This is a genomic window from Pseudomonas sp. SBT1-2 (assembly GCF_028640875.1).
GTDB lineage: Bacteria > Pseudomonadota > Gammaproteobacteria > Pseudomonadales > Pseudomonadaceae > Aquipseudomonas > Aquipseudomonas chlororaphis_I.
This window is the reverse complement of the sequence record NZ_JAQZAA010000109.1, coordinates 65,437-85,834: the sequence shown is the minus strand read 5'-3', so window position 1 is coordinate 85,834 and position 20,398 is coordinate 65,437. Positions and strand designations below refer to the sequence as shown.

Annotated in this window: 17 protein-coding genes and 1 pseudogene; 4 read left to right on the top strand and 14 right to left on the bottom strand. The window is 64.7% G+C overall.

The window, feature by feature from the left end; translation table 11 throughout:
* Positions 1 to 464 precede the first annotated feature (464 nt).
* Positions 465 to 647 (top strand): annotated as a pseudogene (locus tag PVZ78_RS24090) (transposase); the annotation flags it as partial.
* Positions 648 to 1,081: 434 nt separating this feature from the next.
* On the top strand, positions 1,082 to 1,327 hold the full coding sequence (locus PVZ78_RS24085; protein ID WP_273829373.1) for a hypothetical protein: 246 nt from the start codon (positions 1,082 to 1,084) through the stop codon (positions 1,325 to 1,327).
* Between the two features lie 434 nt (positions 1,328 to 1,761).
* Here the strand turns inward: PVZ78_RS24085 and PVZ78_RS24080 are convergent, their stop codons facing one another.
* From PVZ78_RS24080 to PVZ78_RS24070, 3 genes are read right to left on the bottom strand one after another with little or no spacing between them, the layout of a single operon-like run.
* Complete coding sequence (locus PVZ78_RS24080) at positions 1,762 to 3,096, bottom strand: MFS transporter (protein ID WP_273829372.1); 1,335 nt, start codon at positions 3,094 to 3,096, stop codon at positions 1,762 to 1,764.
* A 43-nt stretch (positions 3,097 to 3,139) separates the two neighbouring features.
* The gene (locus PVZ78_RS24075; RefSeq protein ID WP_273829371.1) at positions 3,140 to 4,681 is read right to left on the bottom strand and encodes a class I adenylate-forming enzyme family protein; all 1,542 of its coding nucleotides are present in this window, start codon (positions 4,679 to 4,681) and stop codon (positions 3,140 to 3,142) included.
* Between the two features lie 2 nt (positions 4,682 to 4,683).
* A complete protein-coding gene (locus PVZ78_RS24070; protein WP_028682599.1) occupies positions 4,684 to 5,862 on the bottom strand; it encodes an acetyl-CoA acetyltransferase in 1,179 nt (392 codons plus the stop codon).
* Positions 5,863 to 6,012: 150 nt separating this feature from the next.
* Between PVZ78_RS24070 and PVZ78_RS24065 the strand changes: the two genes are divergently transcribed.
* Entirely contained in the window at positions 6,013 to 6,585 is a 573-nt protein-coding gene (locus PVZ78_RS24065) for a LuxR C-terminal-related transcriptional regulator (RefSeq protein ID WP_038632737.1), read from the top strand.
* A gap of 235 nt (positions 6,586 to 6,820) precedes the next feature.
* On the opposite strand, the gene PVZ78_RS24060 is transcribed toward PVZ78_RS24065, so the two are convergent.
* Positions 6,821 to 7,879: a chitinase gene (locus tag PVZ78_RS24060; protein ID WP_273829370.1), complete on the bottom strand. Its 1,059-nt coding sequence runs from the start codon at positions 7,877 to 7,879 to the stop codon at positions 6,821 to 6,823.
* 37 nt (positions 7,880 to 7,916) lie between these two features.
* The gene (locus PVZ78_RS24055) at positions 7,917 to 8,552 is read right to left on the bottom strand and encodes a lytic polysaccharide monooxygenase auxiliary activity family 9 protein (RefSeq protein WP_273829369.1); all 636 of its coding nucleotides are present in this window, start codon (positions 8,550 to 8,552) and stop codon (positions 7,917 to 7,919) included.
* A gap of 352 nt (positions 8,553 to 8,904) precedes the next feature.
* On the opposite strand from PVZ78_RS24055, the gene PVZ78_RS24050 reads away from it, so the two are divergent.
* Positions 8,905 to 9,816, top strand: coding sequence for a LysR substrate-binding domain-containing protein (locus tag PVZ78_RS24050; RefSeq protein ID WP_028682595.1), 912 nt, complete (start codon positions 8,905 to 8,907; stop codon positions 9,814 to 9,816).
* Between the two features lie 59 nt (positions 9,817 to 9,875).
* Here the strand turns inward: PVZ78_RS24050 and PVZ78_RS24045 are convergent, their stop codons facing one another.
* From PVZ78_RS24045 to PVZ78_RS24005, 9 genes are all read right to left on the bottom strand, one after another.
* On the bottom strand, positions 9,876 to 10,916 hold the full coding sequence (locus PVZ78_RS24045) for an ABC transporter substrate-binding protein (protein WP_273829368.1): 1,041 nt from the start codon (positions 10,914 to 10,916) through the stop codon (positions 9,876 to 9,878).
* Between the two features lie 54 nt (positions 10,917 to 10,970).
* Positions 10,971 to 12,353, bottom strand: coding sequence for an aspartate aminotransferase family protein (locus tag PVZ78_RS24040; RefSeq protein WP_273829367.1), 1,383 nt, complete (start codon positions 12,351 to 12,353; stop codon positions 10,971 to 10,973).
* Complete coding sequence (locus PVZ78_RS24035; protein WP_273829366.1) at positions 12,350 to 13,786, bottom strand: APC family permease; 1,437 nt, start codon at positions 13,784 to 13,786, stop codon at positions 12,350 to 12,352. The genes PVZ78_RS24040 and PVZ78_RS24035 overlap by 4 nt, the downstream gene beginning before the upstream one ends.
* A 57-nt stretch (positions 13,787 to 13,843) precedes the next feature.
* Complete coding sequence (locus tag PVZ78_RS24030; protein ID WP_443218363.1) at positions 13,844 to 15,367, bottom strand: aldehyde dehydrogenase; 1,524 nt, start codon at positions 15,365 to 15,367, stop codon at positions 13,844 to 13,846.
* The gene (gene argE / locus PVZ78_RS24025) at positions 15,364 to 16,527 is read right to left on the bottom strand and encodes an acetylornithine deacetylase (RefSeq protein ID WP_273829364.1); all 1,164 of its coding nucleotides are present in this window, start codon (positions 16,525 to 16,527) and stop codon (positions 15,364 to 15,366) included. Before argE ends, PVZ78_RS24030 begins: the two co-directional genes overlap by 4 nt.
* On the bottom strand, positions 16,520 to 17,194 hold the full coding sequence (locus PVZ78_RS24020; RefSeq protein ID WP_273829363.1) for a DUF1028 domain-containing protein: 675 nt from the start codon (positions 17,192 to 17,194) through the stop codon (positions 16,520 to 16,522). Before PVZ78_RS24020 ends, argE begins: the two co-directional genes overlap by 8 nt.
* Before the next feature lie 10 nt (positions 17,195 to 17,204).
* Positions 17,205 to 17,615 (bottom strand): RidA family protein, encoded by a 411-nt coding sequence (locus tag PVZ78_RS24015; RefSeq protein ID WP_007924833.1) that lies wholly within the window; start codon positions 17,613 to 17,615, stop codon positions 17,205 to 17,207.
* Positions 17,615 to 18,931 (bottom strand): flavin-containing monooxygenase, encoded by a 1,317-nt coding sequence (locus PVZ78_RS24010; protein ID WP_273829362.1) that lies wholly within the window; start codon positions 18,929 to 18,931, stop codon positions 17,615 to 17,617. Before PVZ78_RS24010 ends, PVZ78_RS24015 begins: the two co-directional genes overlap by 1 nt.
* A 144-nt stretch (positions 18,932 to 19,075) precedes the next feature.
* Positions 19,076 to 20,395: an LLM class flavin-dependent oxidoreductase gene (locus PVZ78_RS24005; protein ID WP_016703833.1), complete on the bottom strand. Its 1,320-nt coding sequence runs from the start codon at positions 20,393 to 20,395 to the stop codon at positions 19,076 to 19,078.
* Positions 20,396 to 20,398: the final 3 nt, after the last annotated feature.

The window sequence follows — 20,398 nt, the reverse complement described above, 5'->3', positions numbered from 1 at the left end:
TTGGAGCCCGTAATCGCCACCTGAAGTGACAACCCATCTGCATCATGGCGTAGCGGACGAGACTCGAACACAAATATGCCATCTCAGATCGAAGCGCTACCAATATCCAAGATATGCGTGGGGAGTAAATTTCCGAGCATGAAAAAGCCGAACTGGTAAGAGTTCGGCCAAATCATTGAAAAATATGGTCGGGACGGAGTGATTTGAGCACTCGCCCCTAGCACCCCACACATGGCGTAGCCGCATATTGGCGCCCACATCGGCAAAGGTCGCTGCCTGATTCTCATCGCCTGGCAGCCCACCGACACGGCGACCAGGTCGTCGCAGAAGCCTGCTGCGAGCACGAAGACATCGTCGCCATCGAGCGCACTAGGCTCTGTACGAAATCCGGGAAACCCAATCGTTGCTCCTCAGACGCTGAGTTTTTGTAGAGTCGCCCGCTATCAACGGAAAGAAATTCTGTAATGGCAAAGCATTACAAACTCTCTGATGAAGCCTGGACTGTCGTCGTCGATCTATTCACCGAAATTTATGGCAGGGGGCGGCCTCACCTGAGTGACCGCCTGATGCTCGATGGCGTGCTTTGGGTGCTCTGCTCGGGTGCTGCGTGGCGAGATATGCCAGAACGATTCGGCCCCCTGGCCACGTCTAAGGGGCCTTTACGGGTGCAGCACAAGAGCGCAAGGGACTTCTTGCGCAGACGGATGGCGGCATTCTATTTCTTGATGAAATCCAGGATCTACCACGGCCAGTACAGCGCCAGTTGGTGCGGGTGTTCCAAGATCGGCAGTGACAAGGAGATCAGTGAGCTGGTCTGCGCCTCGAACCTTCCCATGGGGCAACTGCGCGAACGCCTGGACGAGGACCTCTGTGATCGCCTGAGCCACCTTTGCGTGTCGCTGCCAGCCTTGCGCGATTGCCGCGAGGATTTGCATGAAGACTGGCAACGAGTTTGGGGAGATTGCCGTTTAGATGCAGACCTCCCCGTAACGGCCCCCTGGTCAAATGCCCTAGCGAAACGGATGGCAGAGCCCCCCTGACCGGCAACCTACACGACCTGCAGCGCCTTGCGCCGCTGTGTATGGCCTGGTTCGAACCCGGCAACGAGGCCCATTGGCTGGATAAGGCTCTTCAGCAGTGGTCCAGCGCAGCCCATGACTCATCAACTGCCGAGTTCAAAAGAACGGGCAGCCGCGAGGAGCAAACCAAGCATTTCCATGCAGAATTGGCACTACGAACCAAAGCAACTGAAGAGCGCTGGAAGGCTGCTGCCAAGGCGTTGGATTGCAGCTTAAAAACACTGCAACGCGACACCGAGGGATACTGAGGCCTCCCAGAAGAACTAAATACTAACTTAAGGGAATACACTGAAAGCCATCCGAATCCATCTTGGTCTCTGGCAGAAATCACCACTCGCGATCACTCGCGAACCTGATGCACTGGGGGCAAAACTGGGGGCATATCTGAAATTTCTCTGCCTGAGAATCTTGTCCTAGAGCCTAGTCAAAATGTTTTTTGGCGACCCGGACAGCCTTTGATCCATAAACCGGATCCCCTGCCATAGACAAAAGCGGCCAGTCCTGACTGGCCGCTCGCGGGACTTTCCTGTTTCCGGGCTGACACCGAGCGTTGCAGCTATGTGCTTGTTCGACCCGCCCGATGCCATTGCCCACCACTGCCCCATACCGACGTTCTGGCCGCCAGGCCGCGACGCGCGGCCGGGTGGCGCCAGCCAGCCGGGGCTGGCGCCGACAGGTGGGCTCAAGCTTGCGGATTGACCAGGAGTTGCGCAGCCCCGCGGCCCTGGGGCCGGGCGTCGTGGGTACAGGCGACGAAGTCCTCCTTGCGCAGCACTACCAGGGCCAGCAGTGACGCGACTCCGGTCGCCACGTAGAAGTACCAGGGCGCGGTGATGTCGCCAGTGAGCTTGATCAGCCAGGTGGAAATCAGCGGCGCGCTGCCGCCGAACACCGCCACCGGGATGTTGTAGGCCACGGCGATGCCGGTGGAGCGGATGCGGGTCGGCAGCAACTCGCTCATCAGCGCGTAGGTCGAGGACGCGTAGAGCCCGAACAGGATCGCCACGGCCATCAGCGGCCAGAACAGGGTGGCCGGGGTGGCGTTGGGCGCTGTCTTGAAGAACCAGTACATGGCCAGGGTCGCCAGGGTACCGATCACCATCAGGAACGGCTTGCGCCCGTAGCGATCGGTGAAGGCGCCACCGAAGGGCATGACCACCGCCGCCGAGAGGCTGGCGACAAAGACATAGAGCAAGGTGGTGCCGCTGTCGAACTTGAGGGTGTTGGACATGTAGGTCGAGGCGAAGGTCAGCACCAGGTAGAAGATCGAGCTGTGCAGGGTAATGATGAAGAACACCAGGGCGATCGAGCGCTTCCACTGCCAGACCTCGCGCAGCGGCGCCTTGGAGGTCTGCCCGGCCTCTACCAGGGCGAGGAATTCCGGGCTGTCTTCCAGCTTCAGGCGGATATACAGCGAGATGAAGCCCAGGGGACCGGCGAGCAGGAACGGGATCCGCCAGCCCCACTCCTGCATCAGCTCGGCGCCCAGGGCCCAGGTCATGCCATTGGCCACGGCGCCGCCCAGGAGCAGGCCGAGCACGGCGGTGACCATCAGCCAGCAGGTGGCGAAACCCCGGCGCCCGGGGCCGGCGTATTCGGAAATGAAGCTGGTGATGGTGCCGATCTCGCCACCGGCGGAGAAGCCCTGCACACAGCGGATCAGCACCAGGATCACCGGCGCAGCGATGCCGATGCTGGCGTAGGTCGGCAACAGGCCCAGCAGGCAGGTGGAGCCGGCCATCATCACCAGCACCGTGATCAGGGTCTTGCGTCGACCGATCTTGTCGGCCAGGGGGCCGAAGAACAGGCCGCCCAGGGGCCGGATGAAGAAGCTCAGGGCAAAAGCCGCAAAGCTCGCCAGAAGGCTGCTGGTGGGATCGTCGGAGACGAAGAAGGCTTTGCCTATATACAAGGCCAGGAAGCCGTAGACGCCATAGTCGTACCACTCGATCAAGTGGCCGGAAGTGGCGCCGATGAAGGCTCGGCGGCGCTGGAAGTTGGAAGGTGACACATCCATGTCGGGGACTCCTGTCGTCGTGTTATCCATGAAATGCAGCGCTTCAGAGGTTGTTCAAAGGCCCCGTGGGGTCCTGCAACCACTGGCGCAATCGGGTCTTGAGAATCTTGCCATAGCTGTTTTTCGGCAGCTCGGCGCAAAACAGGTACTTCTTCGGCTTCTTGAACGAGGCCATGCGCGCCAGGAACCACTGGTTGAGCGCCTGCGCATCGAGGCTGCCGGCCGTGCGCAGGACCACGAAGGCCACCACCGACTCGCCCCACAGCGCGTCGGCCTCCCCCACCACGCACACATCGAACACCTCGGGGTGCTGGATCAGCACTTCCTCGACTTCCCGCGGGTAGATGTTGCTGCCGCCGGAGATGATCACATCCTTGCTGCGATCGGTCAGGGTCAGGTAACCCCGCTCGTTCAGGAAACCGATGTCGCCGGTGAGCAGCCAGCCGTCCACCAGGGCCTCCCGGGTGGCTTGCGGATTGCCCCAGTAGCCCTGCATCACCACAGCCCCACGCACGGCGATCACCCCAGGTTCGCCGGGGGCCAGGGGTTGGCCGGTAGCATCCACCACCCGCACCTCGACACAGGCGTGGGCGCGCCCTACCGAGGCGGCAATGGCCGGCCAGTCGGCATGCCCGCGGTCGGCAATCGCCTCCCGCGACAGGGCGCTGATGGTCATCGGGCATTCGCCCTGGCCGTAGATCTGCACCAGGCGCGGGCCGAAGGTATCCAGGGCCTGGGCGAGGTCCGCCAGGTACATCGGGCCGCCGCCGTAGACGATGGTCTTGATGCCTTCGCCGCAATAGCCCTGCTGCCGGGCCTGCTCCACCATGCGCTTGACCATGGTCGGCGCGGCAAACAGGCTGACCTGGCCCAGCGCCTGCGCCAGCTCGAACAACTCCGCCGCCTGGAACCCTCGGGACGCCGGCACCACGTGCCGGGCGCCACAGCGCACATGGATGAAGTTGTAGAGGCCGGCGCCGTGGGACATCGGCGCGGCATAGACCACGGCGTCATCAGCGGCCACCGGATCCACGTCCAGCGGATAGCACAAGGACATGGCGATCAGATTGCCATGGGACAGCATCACACCCTTGGGGCGCCCGGTGGTGCCGGAGGTGTAGAACAGCCAGGCCAGGTCGGTGTCCTCCCGCAAGTGCGGCTCCACCAGCTCATCGCTCGGCGCCAGGCCTTGCATGGCCAACCCGGACGCGGCCAGTTCGCGGCAGCCGGCCGGCAGGGTCGCAGCGTCGAAGCTTCGGCCCTCATCGGTGTAGATCAGCCGGGCCCCGGCATTGCCGGCAATCCAGGCGGCTTCCTGGGTGTGCAGCTTGCTGTTGATCGGAACCGCCACCGCCCCGCTCCACCAGATGGCATACAACAGTTCGAGATAAGCGCAGCTGTTCTGCATCAGCAGCGCCACCCGGTCGCCAGGCACAATGCCGTGCGCGTGGCGCAGTTGCAGCGCGCGGGCCCGGGCCTGCGCGGCAAACGCCTGGTAGTCGGCGACCTGGCGGCGCCCCTCGAACAGAGCCGGCCGCCGGGGCCAGCGCTCGGCCGCATCGCGCAGCCAATGGGCGATGTTCATCCTCAGACCTTGACCGCTTGCAGGACGCTGGCGTAGTTGGCCACCGCCATGCCGCCCATGTTGAACAGCAAGCCGAACTCGGCACCGGGCACCCCCAGGCCGATGGGTTTGCCGATCAGTTGGGCAAAGCCCAGGGCATGCATCGATACCCCGGTGGCGCCCACCGGATGCCCCTTGGCCTTGAGCCCGCCGGACAGGTTCACCGGCAGGCGTCCGCCCTGGCGCACGGTGCCGTCGTCGAGGGCCCGGTGCCCCTCGCCCCTGGGCGCCAGGCCCATGGCTTCGTAGATCAGCAGTTCGGCGATGGTGAAGCAGTCGTGTACCTCGGCGAAACTCAGGTCGCCGAGGGTCACGCCAGCCTGGCGCAAGGCCCCGTGGATCGCCCGTTTCGGCCCCTCGAAGGCCAGCACGTCGCGGCGCGACAAGGGTAGGAAGTCGTTCACCTGGGTCATGGCGCGGATCGCCACCTGGCGTCGCATCGAACGGGCGCGCTGCGGCGAGGCCAGGATGATCGCCGCCGCACCGTCACTGATCAGCGAGCAGTCGGTCAGGCGCAGCGGCGGTGCGATCAGCGGGTTGCCCTGGGAAACGTTGTTGCAGTGTTCAAAATCCATCACGCGGTGCATCTGCGCCAGGGGGTTGGCCATGGCATTGGCGTGGTTCTTCACCGCGATCATGGCCATCGAGGCCATTGGGCTGTGGTAGCGGTCGGCGTACTGCTGCGCCACCTGGCCAAACAGCTGGGCGAAACTCAGGCCGGCCTCCTGGAGGGCGTTCTGGTAGCCGGCGCCGGCCAGGGCGCGGGTGACTTCGACGGTGCTGTTGCCGGTCATTTTCTCCGCGCCGACCACCAGCACCAGCTCGGCGGCGCCGCTGCGGATCGCGTGGATCCCGGCCTGGATCGCCGCCGAACCGGAGGCGCAGGCGTTCTCGCAGCGAGTGGCGGGCTTGAAGCGCAATTGCGGGTCGGCCTGGAGCATCAGCGAGGCGGGGAAACCGTCCGCTACCAGGCCGGAGTTGAAGTGCCCGAGAAACAGCGCGTCGATTTGTCCAGCGTCGATCTCAGCGTCTGCCAGGGCCTCGCGGGTAACCTGGACGATCAGGTCTTCGAGGTTCAAGCCGTCCAGGCGCCCGAAAGGGCTATGGGCGGCAGCGACGATGGATACGGAATCGTGAGTCATGGTGATTTTCTTCTGTCCTTGAAGCGGGTATTCCATACAATGATTCAGCACCCGAATCACACGCTAGTTGGGGCAACTACGTACGGCAGTAAGTAGTACGTATCCCCCCCAAAAAAGGGACGCGCCGATAAACCCGAGGCAGGATGCCTGATGACCGTATACGCCCAGCAATTCCAGGACCTCGAGCGCCTGGCCTTCCAGGTTTCCCCCGCACCGCAGATGATCACCGGGCATCGCCGGATGCTCGACTGCAACCAGGCCTTCGTTCGCCTGTTCGGCTATGAACGCGAACAGTTGCAGGGCCACCTGACCCTGCTGTTGTACCCCTCCCAGGCCGACTACCAGAGCATCGGCGAACGCAGCGAGCACTGGCTGCGCAACGGGCCCGGTGCCTTCTACTCCGACGAGCGCTTCATGCAGCATCGCAACGGCGAGGTGTTCTGGGCCCGCGCCCACGGTTTTTCCCTGACGGCCGAGGATCCCTTCAAGCTGATGGTCTGGCATTTCGAGCGCCTGGACCGCCAGCCGGCGCCGATGATCCAGTTGACCCCGCGCGAGCGGGAAATCTCGCTGCATATCGTCAATGGCCTGACCTGCAAGGAAGTGGCGCGCAAGCTGGGCATTTCCCACCGCACCGTGGAAGTCCACCGCGCCCGGCTGATGAAGAAGCTTCAGGCCAAGAACAGTGCAGAGCTGGTGTCGAAGATCATCTTCATCAGTTGAGCGCCCAGGCAAGCCTGTCGCCGGCACTGATGCGCAGCAGCTGCAATGACCCGGTAGCCGGGTCCTCCACGCTGCCGTCCTCTGCCGGGACCTGGTGGACGGCACCCATCTTGAAAGCCAAAAAAATCCGATGCCGGAAGGCATCGGATTTTCATTGCTTACCCTCATCGATCAGTCAACAGGCTTGACTGTTGGAGCATCAGGCACGTCTGCCGGATGTTTCCTTGATCGAGTACTAGCGGGCGGTCTGCGGGAGGGGCTCATCCTGCGTTGACGGGGACTGCTTGCCACCGCTGATCAACGGCCCGTAGCGCCGGCTGAATTCCTGGTTGTAGGGCACGTGGTCCTTGTTGAACCCGTTGTCCCAGTTGACCGACCAGGTCATCAGGCCCTTGATCGACAGCCCTTTGGCATGGAGGCGTTTGAACGCATTGGAAACGGCCGTCGGGTTGACCACGTACCCGGTGGCAGCGGCATCGACGTTGGCGGGCAGGCCAATGACGAATTTGTCAGGCGCAATCCGGGTGAAACCGCGAGTACCACTCACCAGGCTTTCGCTCAGGTAATAGAGGAAGTCCTCTTTCATGGCCTCGTTGTTCTGGGCGATCCAGGCCCCCTTGCCGTTGTTGGCCTCCTGAACCCAGAGGCCATCGCCGCCCTGGTTGTAGAACTGCGGCGCGATGAAGTCGTAGTAGCCCTCCAGCGCCTTGAGGTAGTCGACGTATCGACCGGCAGCGGTCAGGTAGGGGAACTCCGGCGCCATGCTGATGATGAAATGCTTGCCCTCGGCAGCATAGTGATCCTTGACCAGCTTCAGCGCGGCAGGCAGGACGGTCTTGTTGCTGGCAGCGTCAATCGCGCTCTGTTCAAGATCGATGTCCAGCCCGTCAAAGCCGTAGGTTTCCACCAGACGGATGATTTCATTGGCCAGGGGCTGTTCGTGGCCCGGGTTCAATGCGATATGGGCGTCAGCGCCCCCCAGGGACATCAGCACCGCCCTGCCCTGGCTGTTCAGCACGCCCACCTGGCGACGAAACTCGGCATCGGGCAGGTTGTACGGCTTGAACGTCGGAATACCGCTGCCTTTCATGAACGCCACGACCACCACGTTGTAGTCGCGAGGCACATCCTCCAGGTTCATATTGGCAAACTGCCCGCGCTGGTAGCCGTCCGAGGGGCCGGCCGGCCAGTTGTGCCAGTAGCCCATGAGGATTTTCTTGCCATCCAGGCTCGGCATCCGCGACGCGGCATCGTCCTGCGTCGTTTTCAGTTGGGTAAAGTCAATCTGTGACATGTTCTAATCCTTCAGAACGTTTGAATGATCCGCAGACTTATTTGAAGTCGACGTCGAAGGCCTGATAGAAGGCGTTGCCGGTATTGGCCACGATCCACATCAGGACAATCACGTGACGGCCCTTTTTGTTGGCCGGCAGCTTCACCTGGTGATCGACCTTGGCCTTCAATTCGCCGGCATGACTGTAGTAAGGCACCTGCGGATAGAAGTCCTCGGCGAAAGGTTGGGCCTCCAGTTGGGCGCGGGTGATGCGCTGTTTCGGGTCCCAGCCGTCCTTGGTGATCAGCCAGCGATAGCCACGGGTGGTATGCGGCGCGGTGTACTGCCAGGTCACCTTGAAGATCTGGCCGGGGTCGACGTTGAGCAGCGGCCAGGTGAAGGCGCGGTTGAGCTTCTTGCTCATCTCCGCATCGGTGAAGTTGACGCAGTCCCGGGCATCGGCCTTGCCACCGCTGAGGATGAAGCCATCGGCCGGCGGCGCGACGCTTGGGTTGTCCGAGTCGAACGGTGCAGGGAACGGACCGGCGACCAGGGCCGGGAAGTTCTTGCCGCCTTCCATCTCATTGACCTGCCAGCCGCCCAGCAGGCCCAGGTCGATGGCGACTGCGCCGCGGGAGGCTGGGAAGGTGACGCGACCGTGGCGAAGCGGCGATTGGGTTTGTGGTTGGTTCATGTTTATTGCTCCATTGATTTAAGAAACTCTCCCTTTCCAAAGGAGAGGTCTGCAAATTAACCGAGCTGGAATTTCTGTCCACGCACCCATTTTTCGTTCTGCATCACGCAGGCAGAGGAATCGCCCGAAAATACTGGATATATAACCAGTACACCCGAATTTCTCCTACCCAACTTGAAGTAAAAGTCCTACATGTCCAGGCGGCACCTGGAAGCTGTACCTCTACCCGCAAGCCTTTGCGGCACTGCGCGCCTACCCAGCGAAAATATGCCCACTACCGAGCAAAATCCGCTGCAGTGCCAGCCCGCGGAGCGGGTATCGTGGGAGCCAAACAATCAGCCAGAGGTGCACTGTGGCGTCCTATTCCTTGCGTCAATTGAAGTATTTCGTCACCACCGTCGACTGTGGCAGCGTCGCCGAGGCTTCGCGCAAGCTGTATATCGCCCAGCCGTCGATTTCCACGGCGGTCAAGGGCCTGGAAGACAGCTTCGGCGTGCAATTGCTGATCCGTCATCACGCCCAGGGCGTGTCCCTGACGCCCGGCGGCGCGCGTTTCTACCGCAAGGCCCAGGAACTGCTGCGCATGGCCCATGAGTTCGAGCAGAACGCCCTGGCCGACAACGACGTGGTGAGCGGGCAGATCGATATCGGGTGCTTCGAGACCGTCGCCCCGCTCTACCTGCCACGGCTGATCGCCGGTTTTCGCGAGCGCTTTCCGGGGGTGGAGATCCGCCTGCAGGACGGCGAGCAGCAGGAACTGGTGCAGGGTTTGACCGGCGGGCGCTTCGACCTGGCGATCTTCTACGAGCACGACCTGGACAGCACCATCGAGACCGAGGCGCTGATGGCGCCGCAACGGCCTTATGCCCTGGTGCCGGCCGGGCACCGTTTTGCCGGGCAGGCCCAGGTGTCACTGCGCGACCTGGTGCTGGAGCCGATGATCCTGCTGGATGTGCAGCCCAGCCGCACCTACTTCGTGAGCATCTTCGAGGAGCTGCAACTGACGCCGAATATCGTCTTCGGCTCGCCGTCGATCGAGATGGTGCGCGGCATGGTCGGCCAGGGGTTCGGCTTTGCCTTGCTGGTGACCAGGCCCCATGGCAACAGCACCTATGACGGCCAGGAAGTGGTCTGTGTGGAGATTGCCGAGGATGTCACCGGTTCGGCGCTGGTGGCCGGCTGGCTGAAACGGGCGCAGCTGACCAAGCCTGCGCAGTTGTTCGTCGATTACTGCAAGGAACAGTTCAAGGCCTGGCTGGCCTGAAATAGCCAGCTTGCGGGAGCGGATTTACCCGCTCTCGCAAGCCCGGCGATGCCGCAATTTCAGCGCGCCGCCCAGGCGTTGAAGCGCTGCTCCAGTTCCTCGCCGTGGTCCACCCAGAACTCCGCGTCCACGGCCCGCGCCCCGGCCAGGTTGGCTGCAGCGGTGGGCAGCTGCTGTTGCACCGCCGTCGGCAGCAGCGCCAGCGCGTCACGGTGCACCGGCCCGTAGGGGATCTCCTCGGAGAACACCTTCTGGGTCTGCGGCTGGCTGGCGAAGGCGATGAAGTCTTCGGCCAATGCCTTGTTCGGCGTGCCCTTGACCACCGCCCAGTACTCCGGGTCGTACAGGCTTTGCGGCCAGACAATGCTCAGCTTCATGCCTTCCTTCTGCGCCGAGGCGATCCGGCCGTTGTAGGCCGCGCTCATCACCACATCGCCGGCGATCAGCCATTGCGGCGGCTGCGCGCCCGCCTCCCACCACTGGATATTGCCCTTGATCTGGTCGAGTTTGGCGAACGCCCGGGTCACGCCCTCGGGAGTGCCCAGCACCTTGTACAGCTGGTCCGGCTTGACCCCGTCGGCGAGCAAGGCGATTTCCAGGGTGTACTTGGCGCCCTTGCGCAAGCCGCGCTTGCCGGGGAAGTCGGCGACGTTCCAGAAGTCCGCCCAGGAGGTCGGCGCCTTGGCCAGCTTGTCCTGGTCGTAGGCCATGACCATCGACCAGACATAGGTGGCCACCCCGCATTCGCTCAGGGTCCCCGGCACGAACTGCGCCGGGTCGCCGAAGCGCGCCGGGTCGAGGCGTTCGAACAGGCCTTCGTCACAGCCGCGCAACAGCTCCGGGCTTTCGACTTCGACCACGTCCCAACTGGTATGGCCGACATCGACCATGGCCTTGATTTTCGACAGCTCCCCGTTGTACTCGCCGGCGACCACGCGTCCTGCGCCGCTGGCGGTGAAAGGTTGGAAGTAGGCCTTGTCCTGGGCCTGCTTGGTGGCACCGCCAAAGGAGATGACGGTGAGGCTCTGCGGTGCGGCCGCAACAGCGCTGCACAACAGGGCCAGGGCAAAGGGAACACAGCAACGCAAGGATCTGGACATGAAGCGGTTCCTCTAACAGGCCGACGCGCCCGCGCGCGCCGGCCGCTTTTGGGCCTACAGACGACCGTATTCGCGGGCGGTCCTGTCTACGGCGGTACGGGTCTTGTCGACCAGTTCATCGATGTCGGCGTGGCTGGCCACCAGGGCCGGGGCCATGATCATCCGGCCCAGGGTCGAGCGGATGATCAGGCCCTCTTCGAAGCCGATGGTGCGGCAACGCCAGGCCATGTCGTTTTCGTTGGCGAAGCGCTTGCGGCTGGCCTTGTCTTCGGCGAACTGCAAGGCCGCCACCAGCCCGGCGCCCTGCACCTCGCCAATCAACGGATGGTTGTCGAAGACTTCGCGCAGGCAGCGCTGCAGGTAAGGCCCGGTCTCCTGCTTGACCCGGCTGACAATGCCTTCGTCGCGCAGGGCCTTGAGGTTGGCGATGGCCACCGCCGCCGCCACCGGGTGGCCGGAATAGGTCAGGCCGTGGGCGAACACCCCGCCCTGCTCCACCAGCACTTCGGCCATGCGCCTGGAGAGGATCAGCCCGCCCATGGGGATGTAGCCGCTGGTCAGGCCCTTGGCGATCGACAGGGTGTCGGGCTCGAAACCGAAGTGCTGGTGGGCGAACCATTCGCCGGTACGGCCGAAACCGCCGATCACTTCATCGGCGCACAGCAGCACGTCGTACTGGCGGCAGATGCGCTGGATCTCCGGCCAGTAGCTTTCTGGCGGGAAGATCATGCCGCCGGCGCCCTGGAAGGGTTCGGCGACGAAGGCCGCGACATTCTCGGCGCCCAGTTCGAGGATCTTCTCTTCCAGCTGCCGCGCGGCGCGCAGGCCGAACTCGGCCGGGCTCAGGTCGCCTTCGTGGGCGAACCAGTACGGCTCGTCGATGTGCGCCACGTCCGGGATCACCCCGCCCATGTCGTGCATGAACTTCATCCCGCCCAGCGCCGTGGCGCCAAGGGTCGAGCCGTGGTAGCCGTTCCAGCGGCCGATCATGATCTTCTTCTGCGGCTTGCCGAGGATCTGCCAGTAGCGGCGCACGGTGCGGATCAGCACCTCGTTGGCCTCGGAGCCGGAGTTGGTGTAGATCGCGTGGCTGTAGTGCGCAGGCAGCAGGCTGAACAGCAACTCCGACAGCTCGACCACCGCCGGGTGGGTGGTGTGGAAGAACATGTTGTAGTACGGCAGTTGCTCGAGCTGCTGGCTGGCGGCTGCGGCCAGGTCCTTGCGGCCGTAGCCGAGGTTGGTGCACCACAGGCCCGACATGCCGTCCAGGTAGCGCTTGCCGTCGTTGTCCCAGAGCGCCAGGCCCTCACCCCGCACGATCACCCGCGGCCCTTCGGCGTTCAGCGCCTTCTGGTCGAGGAACGCATGAATGTGGTGCGCGGCATCCGCGGCCTGGTAGTCGCCGGTGCTGCGGACGGGTTTCACTTGAACGGTCATTGCGAGTCTCCTTGCGGTTTTTTATCGAGGCTGCCGAGCACGCTGGCCAGCGGCTCCGGCTTGAACAGTGGCTTGCCCATCACGCCCTTGATCCACAGCACGGCGATGATCGAGACGATCAGCAGCACCAGGCCTGCGTAGGCAAAAATCGAAAAGGTCATCTCCGGGCTGGGCGACACGTTGCAGATCGCAAACAGCATGCCGGCGATGCCGAACAGCTGCGGCAAGGGGTAGAACGGTGTGCGGAATGGCCGCGCCACCTGCGGGTAGCGCCGGCGCAGGGCGATGACGTTGACGTGGGTGATGATGTAGGCCAGCAGCCAGGCCAGGGCCGCCGAGAGCAGCAGCTGGTTGATCGCGTCGGCATGATCGTGCATCAGCAGCAACGGCAGGCCGGTGACCGCGGCAATGAACAGCACCGCGACCCAGGGCGCGCCGGTGTGTTTGCCCTGGCGCTTGAACACGCCAAAGGCCTGGCCGTTGCGGGCCATGCCGAACAGCATGCGCGGGATCGCCGCCAGCGAACTGTTGAGGGTGCTGCAAGTGGCGGTGATCGCCGCGGTCACCAGGAACACCTTGCCCGCCTCGCCGAACACCGTGGTGGCGAACAGGTAATGCGGCAGGCCGTTGCTGGCCAGTTCCGCCTGGGGCACGGTGAGCAAGGCGCCCAGGGCGTACAGGCTGATGATCACGAAGATGATGGTCAGGCCGAGCATCATCGAACCCGGGATATTGCGTTCGGGGCGCCGGGTTTCTTCCACCAGCGGGCAGACGAACTCGGCGCCGACGAAACCCCAGACCGCCATCGCCGTCAGGGCGATCACCCCCAGGCCCATGGGGTTCCAGTGGGCGCTGTCGAACAGCGTCGGGTTGGGCGCGACGATGTCGCTGTTCATCGCGCTCAGGCCCATCACCAGCAACACCACGGTCATCACCACCGCCAGCACCGTTTGCAGGCGGGCGAAGATGTCGATGTTGAACAGGTTGAGCACGGTGAACAGCGCCAGTACCGCCAGGGCCACGGTCAGCGGCGGCATGGAGTGCGGGTAGACCTTGTCGATGATGAATTCCATCAGCAACAGCTCGGCCGACAGGGCGAACATCGCCACCACCACGTAGCCGGAAAAGGTCGCCAGGATCGCCGGGAACTGGCCGATGGCGACTTCGGTGTAGGTGCTCAGGCTGCCGGCGCGGGGGATCATCAGCGCCAGCTCGGAGAACGAACAGGCGTAGCTCAGGGCCAGCAGGTAGGCCAGGCCCAGGGGCACGATAAAGCCCAGGCCGGCGATGCCGACGCCTTGCAGCATCAGCACCATCACGCCTTGTGAGACCACCAGGCCGATGGCCACCGCCAACAGCGCGGTAAGGCCGAGTTTCTTGCGACTCGCGGGCGGCGCCAGAACGCCGGTTTGCACGCTTGCATTGCTGTTCATCGGTTGCTCCGTCTTGTTGTTCTATTTTTTGGAAGATCGGTGCTGCGCTCGGGGCCCTCAGCCCCGCAATTGAATCCAGGTGGTTTTCAGCTGGGTGTACTTGTCGAAGGAATGCAGCGACAGGTCGCGGCCAAAGCCCGACTGCTTGCCGCCGCCAAAGGGCACGGTCACGTCCAGCGCGTCGACGGTATTCACCGATACGGTTCCGGCATTCAGCCGCCGTGCCACCCGGTGCGCGCGGTTCAGATCGTCGGTCCACAGCGACGCGGCCAGGCCATAGATGTGCTCGTTGGCCAGGGCCACCGCCTGGTCTTCGTCGTCGAACAACGTGACCGCCAGCACCGGGCCGAACACTTCTTCGCGGGCCAGGGTCATGTCGGCGGTCACGCCCGTGAAGAGGGTCGGCTCGATGAAGTTGCTCGAGCCGTCGAAGCTCAGTTGCCGACCGCCGCACACCAGCTGTGCGCCCTCGGCCTGGGCCTGTTCGATGTAGCGTTTGATGCGCTGCGTCTGCCGCGTATCGACAATGGCCCCGGCCCGGCTCGCCGGGTTAAGCGGATTGCCCGGCTGCCACTGGCGCGCCTTGGCCACCAGGCGCTCGATGAACCCGTCGGCGATCGAGCGCTGCACCAGCAGGCGCGAGTTGGCCGAGCAGACCTCGCCCTGGTTGAAGAAGATGCCGAACGCGGCTTTCTCGGCCGCCAGGTCCAGGTCCTGGCAATCGGCGAACACCAGGTTCGGGCTTTTGCCGCCGCACTCCAGCCAGACCTGCTTGAGGTTCGATTGCGCGGCGTACTGCATGAAGTACTTGCCCACCTCGGTGGAGCCGGTGAACACCAGGGCATCCACCTCCATGTGCAGGCCCAGGGCACGACCGGCCTCCTCGCCCAGGCCCGGCACCACGTTGAGCACGCCCTTGGGAATCCCGGCTTCAATGGCCAGCTCCGCCAGGCGCAGGGCCGAGAACGGCGACTGCTCGGCCGGCTTGAGCACCACGCTGTTGCCGGCGGCCAGGGCCGGGGCCAGCTTCCAGGCGGCCATGTCCAGCGGGAAGTTCCACGGCACCACCGCGCCGATCACCCCCAGCGGCACCCGGGTAATGGTCGCCAGGACATTGCTCGCGCTCGGCGCCACCTGGTCGTAGAGCTTGTCGAGGCTTTCGCCGTACCAGGCGAACACCTGCGCGGCGCCCGGCACGTCGATGTTCCAGGCATCCATCACCGGCTTACCCATGCTCAGGGAATCGAGCAAGGCCAGTTCGTCGCGGTGCTCCAGCATCAGCCGCGACAGGCGCAGCAGGATCGCCTTGCGCTCGCCCGGCGCCATCCTGGCCCAGGGGCCCTGCTCGAACGCACGACGGGCGCTGCGCACCGCCCGGTCGACCTCGACCTCACCGCAGGCGGCCACCTGGGCCAGGAGTTTCTCGGTGGCCGGGTTGACCACAGCGAAGCGCGCGCCGCTCTCGGCCTGGCACGCCTCACCGTCGATAAAGGCGCTGTCGATCAGGCGTTGGCGTTGCGCCAGGGCTGTCCACTCGTTGAAATCGTTCACCGCGGATTCCTTGTTCTTATGAGTTGTCATGAAGGGTTGCAGAGGTATTCGGCCAGGCGCTCCATCAGCCGGTCGCAGGCCGCCATCTGCTCGACGCTGACGAATTCGTCCGGCTTGTGGCCCTGGTCCATGCTGCCGGGGCCGCAGACCACCGCCGCAATGCCGGCCTGATGGAACAGTCCGCCTTCGGTGCCAAAGGCCACGGTGCTGAAGGCCGCACTGCCACAGAGTTGCGCCACCAGTTGCGCGGCGGCGCTTTCAGGGGCAGTCGCCAACCCCGGATAGGCCGAGATCGCTTCGAAGCGGATCGCCGTGTCGGCCTTGATTGCCTGCATCGCCGGCAACAGCGCCTGTTCGGCATAGCCTTGCAGTTCGTCCACCACCGCCTGGGGCTCGAAGGCCGGCAAGGCACGCACCTCGAAGTCGAAGCGGCAGTCGGCCGGAACGATATTCAGCGCCGTGCCGCCCTGGATCACCCCGACCTGCACGGTGGAGAACGCCGGGTCGAAACGGCCGTCGTGATGCTCGGGGGCCGCCAGGCGCTGGCCGATCTCCCCCAGCCGGCCGATCAGCCGCGCCGCCTGCTCGATGGCGTTGACCCCGTAAGGCGCATAGGCCGAATGGCACGGCGCACCGTGCACATGGCAACGCATGGCCAGCTTGCCCTTGTGGCCGAGCACCGGCTTGAGCTCGGTGGGCTCGCCGATCAGGCACAGCGCCGGTTGAGGAATGCGCCGTGGCAACAGCTCCAGCAGGCTGCGCACGCCGAGGCAGCCGAACTCCTCGTCATAGGAGAACGCCAGGTGCACCGGCCGGCGCAGCGGGCTTGCGAGAAACAGCGGCACCGCGGCCAGCACCGAGGCCAGGTAGCCTTTCATGTCGGCGGTGCCGCGCCCGTAGAGCTTGCCGTCGCGCTCGGTCAGGCTGAAGGGCTCGAACGTCCAGGGCTGGCCGTCCACCGGCACCACATCGGTGTGGCCCGACAGCACCACGCCGCCCTCCACCGCCGGGCCAATGCTGGCCAACAGGTTGGCCTTGGTCCGCTCGGCGTTGTAGATCAGCTCGCAGCTCACCCCCAGACCGTGCAGGTAGTCGCGGACGAACTCGATCAGGGCCAGGTTCGAATCGCGGCTGACCGTGGCAAAGCCCACCAGCCTGGCCAGCAAGGCGCGGCTGCGCAGCTCACTCATCGCCCGGTACTCCGTAGCTCGGCGCCAGGGTCGGGTCGAGGGCGCGGGTCAGGTAGTCCTGCAGTTGCGGCTCGTAGGCGCTCCAGAGTTTCTGCAACTCGCCGATGGGGTTGGCCTCGGCCCAGTCCACCCGCAGGTCGACGATCGGCCAGACCAGTTCGCCGACCACCGACAGCGCCGCCGAATGCACCGCGCCCGCCTCGCCCCCGGCGTCCTGCCCGGCCTGCAGCGCGCTGAGCAGCCGCGCCGCCAGGCAGCCTTCGCTGCTTTCGAAGGCCTCGACCATGCGCTCGATCACTGCGCTGTTGGCCAGCAGGTTGCCGGCCGCCACGCACTGCTCACCGGCCACGGCATTATTAATGCCCAGCGCGTGGTTGCCGCTGAACAGCGCCGTGCGCCCCTGGGCATCCACCACCGCCACCTGGCGGTACTGGCTGTAGCCGTTGCGGGTCAATGCCCGGTCCAGGGCCTGCGCGGGCGCCAGGCCTTCGCCCAGGCCGTCGAGCACCTGCGGGCCGAGGGCCGGCAAGGTGATGTTCTGGCTCGACACCGCGCCCACCCCGCTGCGCAGCCAGGGGCAACGGGCGCCGACGGCGATGCTCGACGAGCTGATGGCAATGCCCAGCTGGCCGGTTTCGGCGCAGCGGCCGACGATGGAGAAAGTCATGGCGAACTCCTTATTCGGGGATGACCGCGATCACGTCGATTTCCATCAGCCACTGCGGCTGGCCCAGGGCGCTGACCACCAGCCCGGTGGAGATAGGGAACACGCCCTTGAGCCACTTGCCGACCTCCTGGTAGACCGGCTCGCGGTAACGCGGGTCGATCAGGTAGGTGGTGGTCTTGACGATATGGCTGAGGTCGCTGCCGGCCTCTTCCAGCAGTTGCTTGACGTTGCGCATGGCCTGTTCGGCCTGGGCTCGCGGATCGCCGAGGCCGACCAGCTGGCCATTGAAGTCGGTGCCGACCTGGCCGCGCACATACACAGTGTTGCCGGCGCGCACGGCCTGGCACAGGTCGTTGTCCAGGCTCTGGTTCGGGTAGGTGTCTTTGGTGTTGAACATGCGGATGCGGGTATGCGTAGGCATCAGCGGGCTCCCATGAGGCTGGCGGATTGAACGGAGGATTCGCGCTCGGCTTGACGCTGCGCGGCGTCGCGGTAATCGAAGTAGAGGCGCTGTTTGACGATGTGCTCGGCGATGTGCCGGGCGTCGTGCCACACGCCCCAGATAAACGCCGAGCCACGGCGCGACAGCCACGGCAGGCCGACGAAATAGACCCCGGGCTCGCTGGACACGCCGCGCTGATGGCGGGGCTTGCCGTTGTCCTTGAAGGCATCGACCTGCAGCCAGCTGTAGTCCACCGAATAACCGGTGGCCCAGATGATGGTGCCGACGCCGGCCTTGGCCAGGTCGAGTTCGAGGAGCGGCTGGGTCAGGCACGGCGGGTCCGGCAGCATCACCCGCGCTTCGGGCTCTTCCGGCAGGTCCAGGCCGTTGCGGGCGATGTAGGCGTCGGCGGCGTCGAGCAGCGCCAGGTAGTTTTCGTCGCCGCGGGCAATGTTCTCGGCCAGGTTGGCCTCGAAGCGGGCCACGCCGTTCTCGAAGGCCTTGGTCAGGCCGACCAGGGTCATGCCCTGATGGGCCAGCCGACGGAAGTCCACGGTATGCCCGCCACGGGCGCCGCTGACAGCGATGGTCACGTGCTCCTTGCCCGGCTGCATGGTCTCGGCATCCCACTCGCCCAGCACCCCCAGCCACCAGCAGAAATCACGGTTGCGGTAGGCCCGCGGCGGGCGGTCATGGGCCCCGACCGAAAGGTAGACCTGCTTGCCGGCGCGTTGCAGCTCATCGGCGATCTGCACCCCCGAGGAGCCCGCTCCCACCACCAGCACCGCGCCTTCGGGCAACTGCTGCGGGTTGCGGTAGGCCGCCGAGTGCATCTGCAGCACGCGCGGATCCTGCGGGGCGATCGGCGGGATCACCGGGCACTGGAACGGACCGGTGGCCACCACCACCTGGCGGGCTTCGATCACCCCGTCGCTGGTGTCCACGGTGAAGCCCGGGCGGTTAGCGTTACGCACCACCTTCCTGACTTCGACGCCGGTGCGGATCGGTGCGTTGAACTTGCGGGCGTAGGTTTCGAAGTAGTCGGCCACCTGGTCCTTGCCGGCAAAGGCATCGGGGTCCAGGCCTGCGAATTCCAGGCCGGGAAAGCGGTCGTGCCAGGCCGGGCCGTTGGCCACCAGCGAATCCCAGCGCCCGGTGCGCCAGGCTTCGGCGATACGGTTGCGTTCCAGCACCAGGTGCGGCACGCCCAGGCGGCTCAGGTGTTCGCTCATGGCCACGCCGGCTTGGCCGGCGCCCACTACAAGCGTATCGATTGTTGTTTTATGGGTTGTCATGTCTGCGCCCTACTGAGTGATCCCACGTAGGCAGCCGTGGGAGGTGTAGGACGCATTCTGGGAGAAGGCGGGAAATGCCGAAATTATGATTTTTGTGGTTGCTAGAGAGTAAAAAACTCTCTGGCTATCTGGGGTTTCTGTGCATCAGCGCAGATTGCGCGGAATCCTCAGCCCGAGGTTTTCGCGCAAGGTGCTGCCCGGGTATTCGCGGCGATACACCCCGCGCTCCTGGAGCAACGGCACCACCTCCTCGGTGAACCGGCGAAACTGCCCCGGGTGGCCGATGTAGAGGTTGAAACCGTCCACGGCCCGCGCCTCGAACCATTCACTCATCTTCGCCGCGACGGTTTCGGCGCTGCCGACAAAGGCGCCGGGGCGCAGCTGTCGGGAGGCTTGCACCGCCTGGCGCAGGCTGAGTCCTTCGCTGACCGCGCGCTCGGTGATGCGCTTGGCCAGCGTGAAAAAGCTGCTGCGGGCGAACTCCAGGGCCTGCGCCGGGAAAGGCGCGTCCAGCTCGTACTGGCTGAAGTCATGCCAGCCAAAGGAACGGCCGAACTCCAGCAGGGCCTGCTCGAAGCTGTGATCGGCCGCGTGGTAATGGCGTTCCAGCTCCCGCGCCTGCTCGTCGCTGTCGCCGACGAACACCTCGGCCCCCGGCAGCACCAGCACCTGTTCCGGGTCGCGGCCCTGGCGCAGCGCGCGCTCCTTGATTTCCCGGTAGAACGCCTGACCCTGCTCCATGCTCGGCGCATGGGTGAAGACCACGTCGGCAATCGCCGCGCCCAGCTCGCGGCCTTGTTCGGAGTCCCCCGCCTGGAAGATCACCGGCTGGCCTTGCGGCGAGCGTTGCAGGTTGAGCGGCCCGACCACGGAAAAATGCTCGCCCTTGTGGTTCAGCGCGTGCAGCTTGGCCGGGTCGAAATAACGCCCGCTGGCGCGATCCCGGACAAAGGCGTCGTCCTCCCAGGACTGCCACAAGCCCTGCACCACCTGCACATGCTCCCGGGCCCGGCCATAGCGGGTGTCGTAGTCGTAGTGCTCGTCGCGCCCGTAGTTGCCGGCGGTGCCGGCGTCGCCGCTGGTGACCACGTTCCAGCCGGCGCGGCCCTTGCTGATCAGGTCCAGCGACGCCAGGCGGCGGGCGACGTTGAACGGCTCGTTATAGGAGGTGGTGAGCGTGCCCACCAGGCCGATATGCCGCGTGCTCACCGCCAGCGCCGAGAGCAGCGTCAGTGGCTCCAGGCGGTTCAGGTAATGGGGCGGCGAGCCCGGGGTGATGAACTGGCTGTCGACGATAAAGATCAGGTCGAACAAGGCCGCCTCGGCCTGGCGCGCAATGTCGATGTACCAGTCGATATTGACACTGGCGTCGGCCGGCAATTCGGGGTCCAGCCACAGGTTGTGCCGCCCGGGGCCACCGACGCCCATGGTCAGGGCGCCCAGTTTCAGTTGTCGTGTGCTCATGGA

Bases quoted from the DNA above. Each gene is read 5' to 3' on its own strand.
- argE (WP_273829364.1), bottom strand. From the start codon at position 16,527: ATGAGTGAGCTGCGCAGCCGCGCCTTGCTGGCCAGGCTGGTGGGCTTT.
- PVZ78_RS24080 (WP_273829372.1), bottom strand. From the start codon at position 3,096: ATGGATGTGTCACCTTCCAACTTCCAGCGCCGCCGAGCCTTCATCGGC.
- PVZ78_RS24015 (WP_007924833.1), bottom strand. From the start codon at position 17,615: ATGCCTACGCATACCCGCATCCGCATGTTCAACACCAAAGACACCTAC.
- PVZ78_RS24035 (WP_273829366.1), bottom strand. From the start codon at position 13,786: ATGAACAGCAATGCAAGCGTGCAAACCGGCGTTCTGGCGCCGCCCGCG.
- PVZ78_RS24005 (WP_016703833.1), bottom strand. From the start codon at position 20,395: ATGAGCACACGACAACTGAAACTGGGCGCCCTGACCATGGGCGTCGGT.
- PVZ78_RS24070 (WP_028682599.1), bottom strand. From the start codon at position 5,862: ATGACTCACGATTCCGTATCCATCGTCGCTGCCGCCCATAGCCCTTTC.
- PVZ78_RS24085 (WP_273829373.1), top strand. From the start codon at position 1,082: ATGGCCTGGTTCGAACCCGGCAACGAGGCCCATTGGCTGGATAAGGCT.
- PVZ78_RS24045 (WP_273829368.1), bottom strand. From the start codon at position 10,916: ATGTCCAGATCCTTGCGTTGCTGTGTTCCCTTTGCCCTGGCCCTGTTG.
- PVZ78_RS24030 (WP_443218363.1), bottom strand. From the start codon at position 15,367: ATGACAACTCATAAGAACAAGGAATCCGCGGTGAACGATTTCAACGAG.
- PVZ78_RS24060 (WP_273829370.1), bottom strand. From the start codon at position 7,879: ATGTCACAGATTGACTTTACCCAACTGAAAACGACGCAGGACGATGCC.
- PVZ78_RS24020 (WP_273829363.1), bottom strand. From the start codon at position 17,194: ATGACTTTCTCCATCGTCGGCCGCTGCGCCGAAACCGGCCAGCTGGGC.
- PVZ78_RS24065 (WP_038632737.1), top strand. From the start codon at position 6,013: ATGACCGTATACGCCCAGCAATTCCAGGACCTCGAGCGCCTGGCCTTC.
- PVZ78_RS24010 (WP_273829362.1), bottom strand. From the start codon at position 18,931: ATGACAACCCATAAAACAACAATCGATACGCTTGTAGTGGGCGCCGGC.
- PVZ78_RS24055 (WP_273829369.1), bottom strand. From the start codon at position 8,552: ATGAACCAACCACAAACCCAATCGCCGCTTCGCCACGGTCGCGTCACC.
- PVZ78_RS24075 (WP_273829371.1), bottom strand. From the start codon at position 4,681: ATGAACATCGCCCATTGGCTGCGCGATGCGGCCGAGCGCTGGCCCCGG.
- PVZ78_RS24040 (WP_273829367.1), bottom strand. From the start codon at position 12,353: ATGACCGTTCAAGTGAAACCCGTCCGCAGCACCGGCGACTACCAGGCC.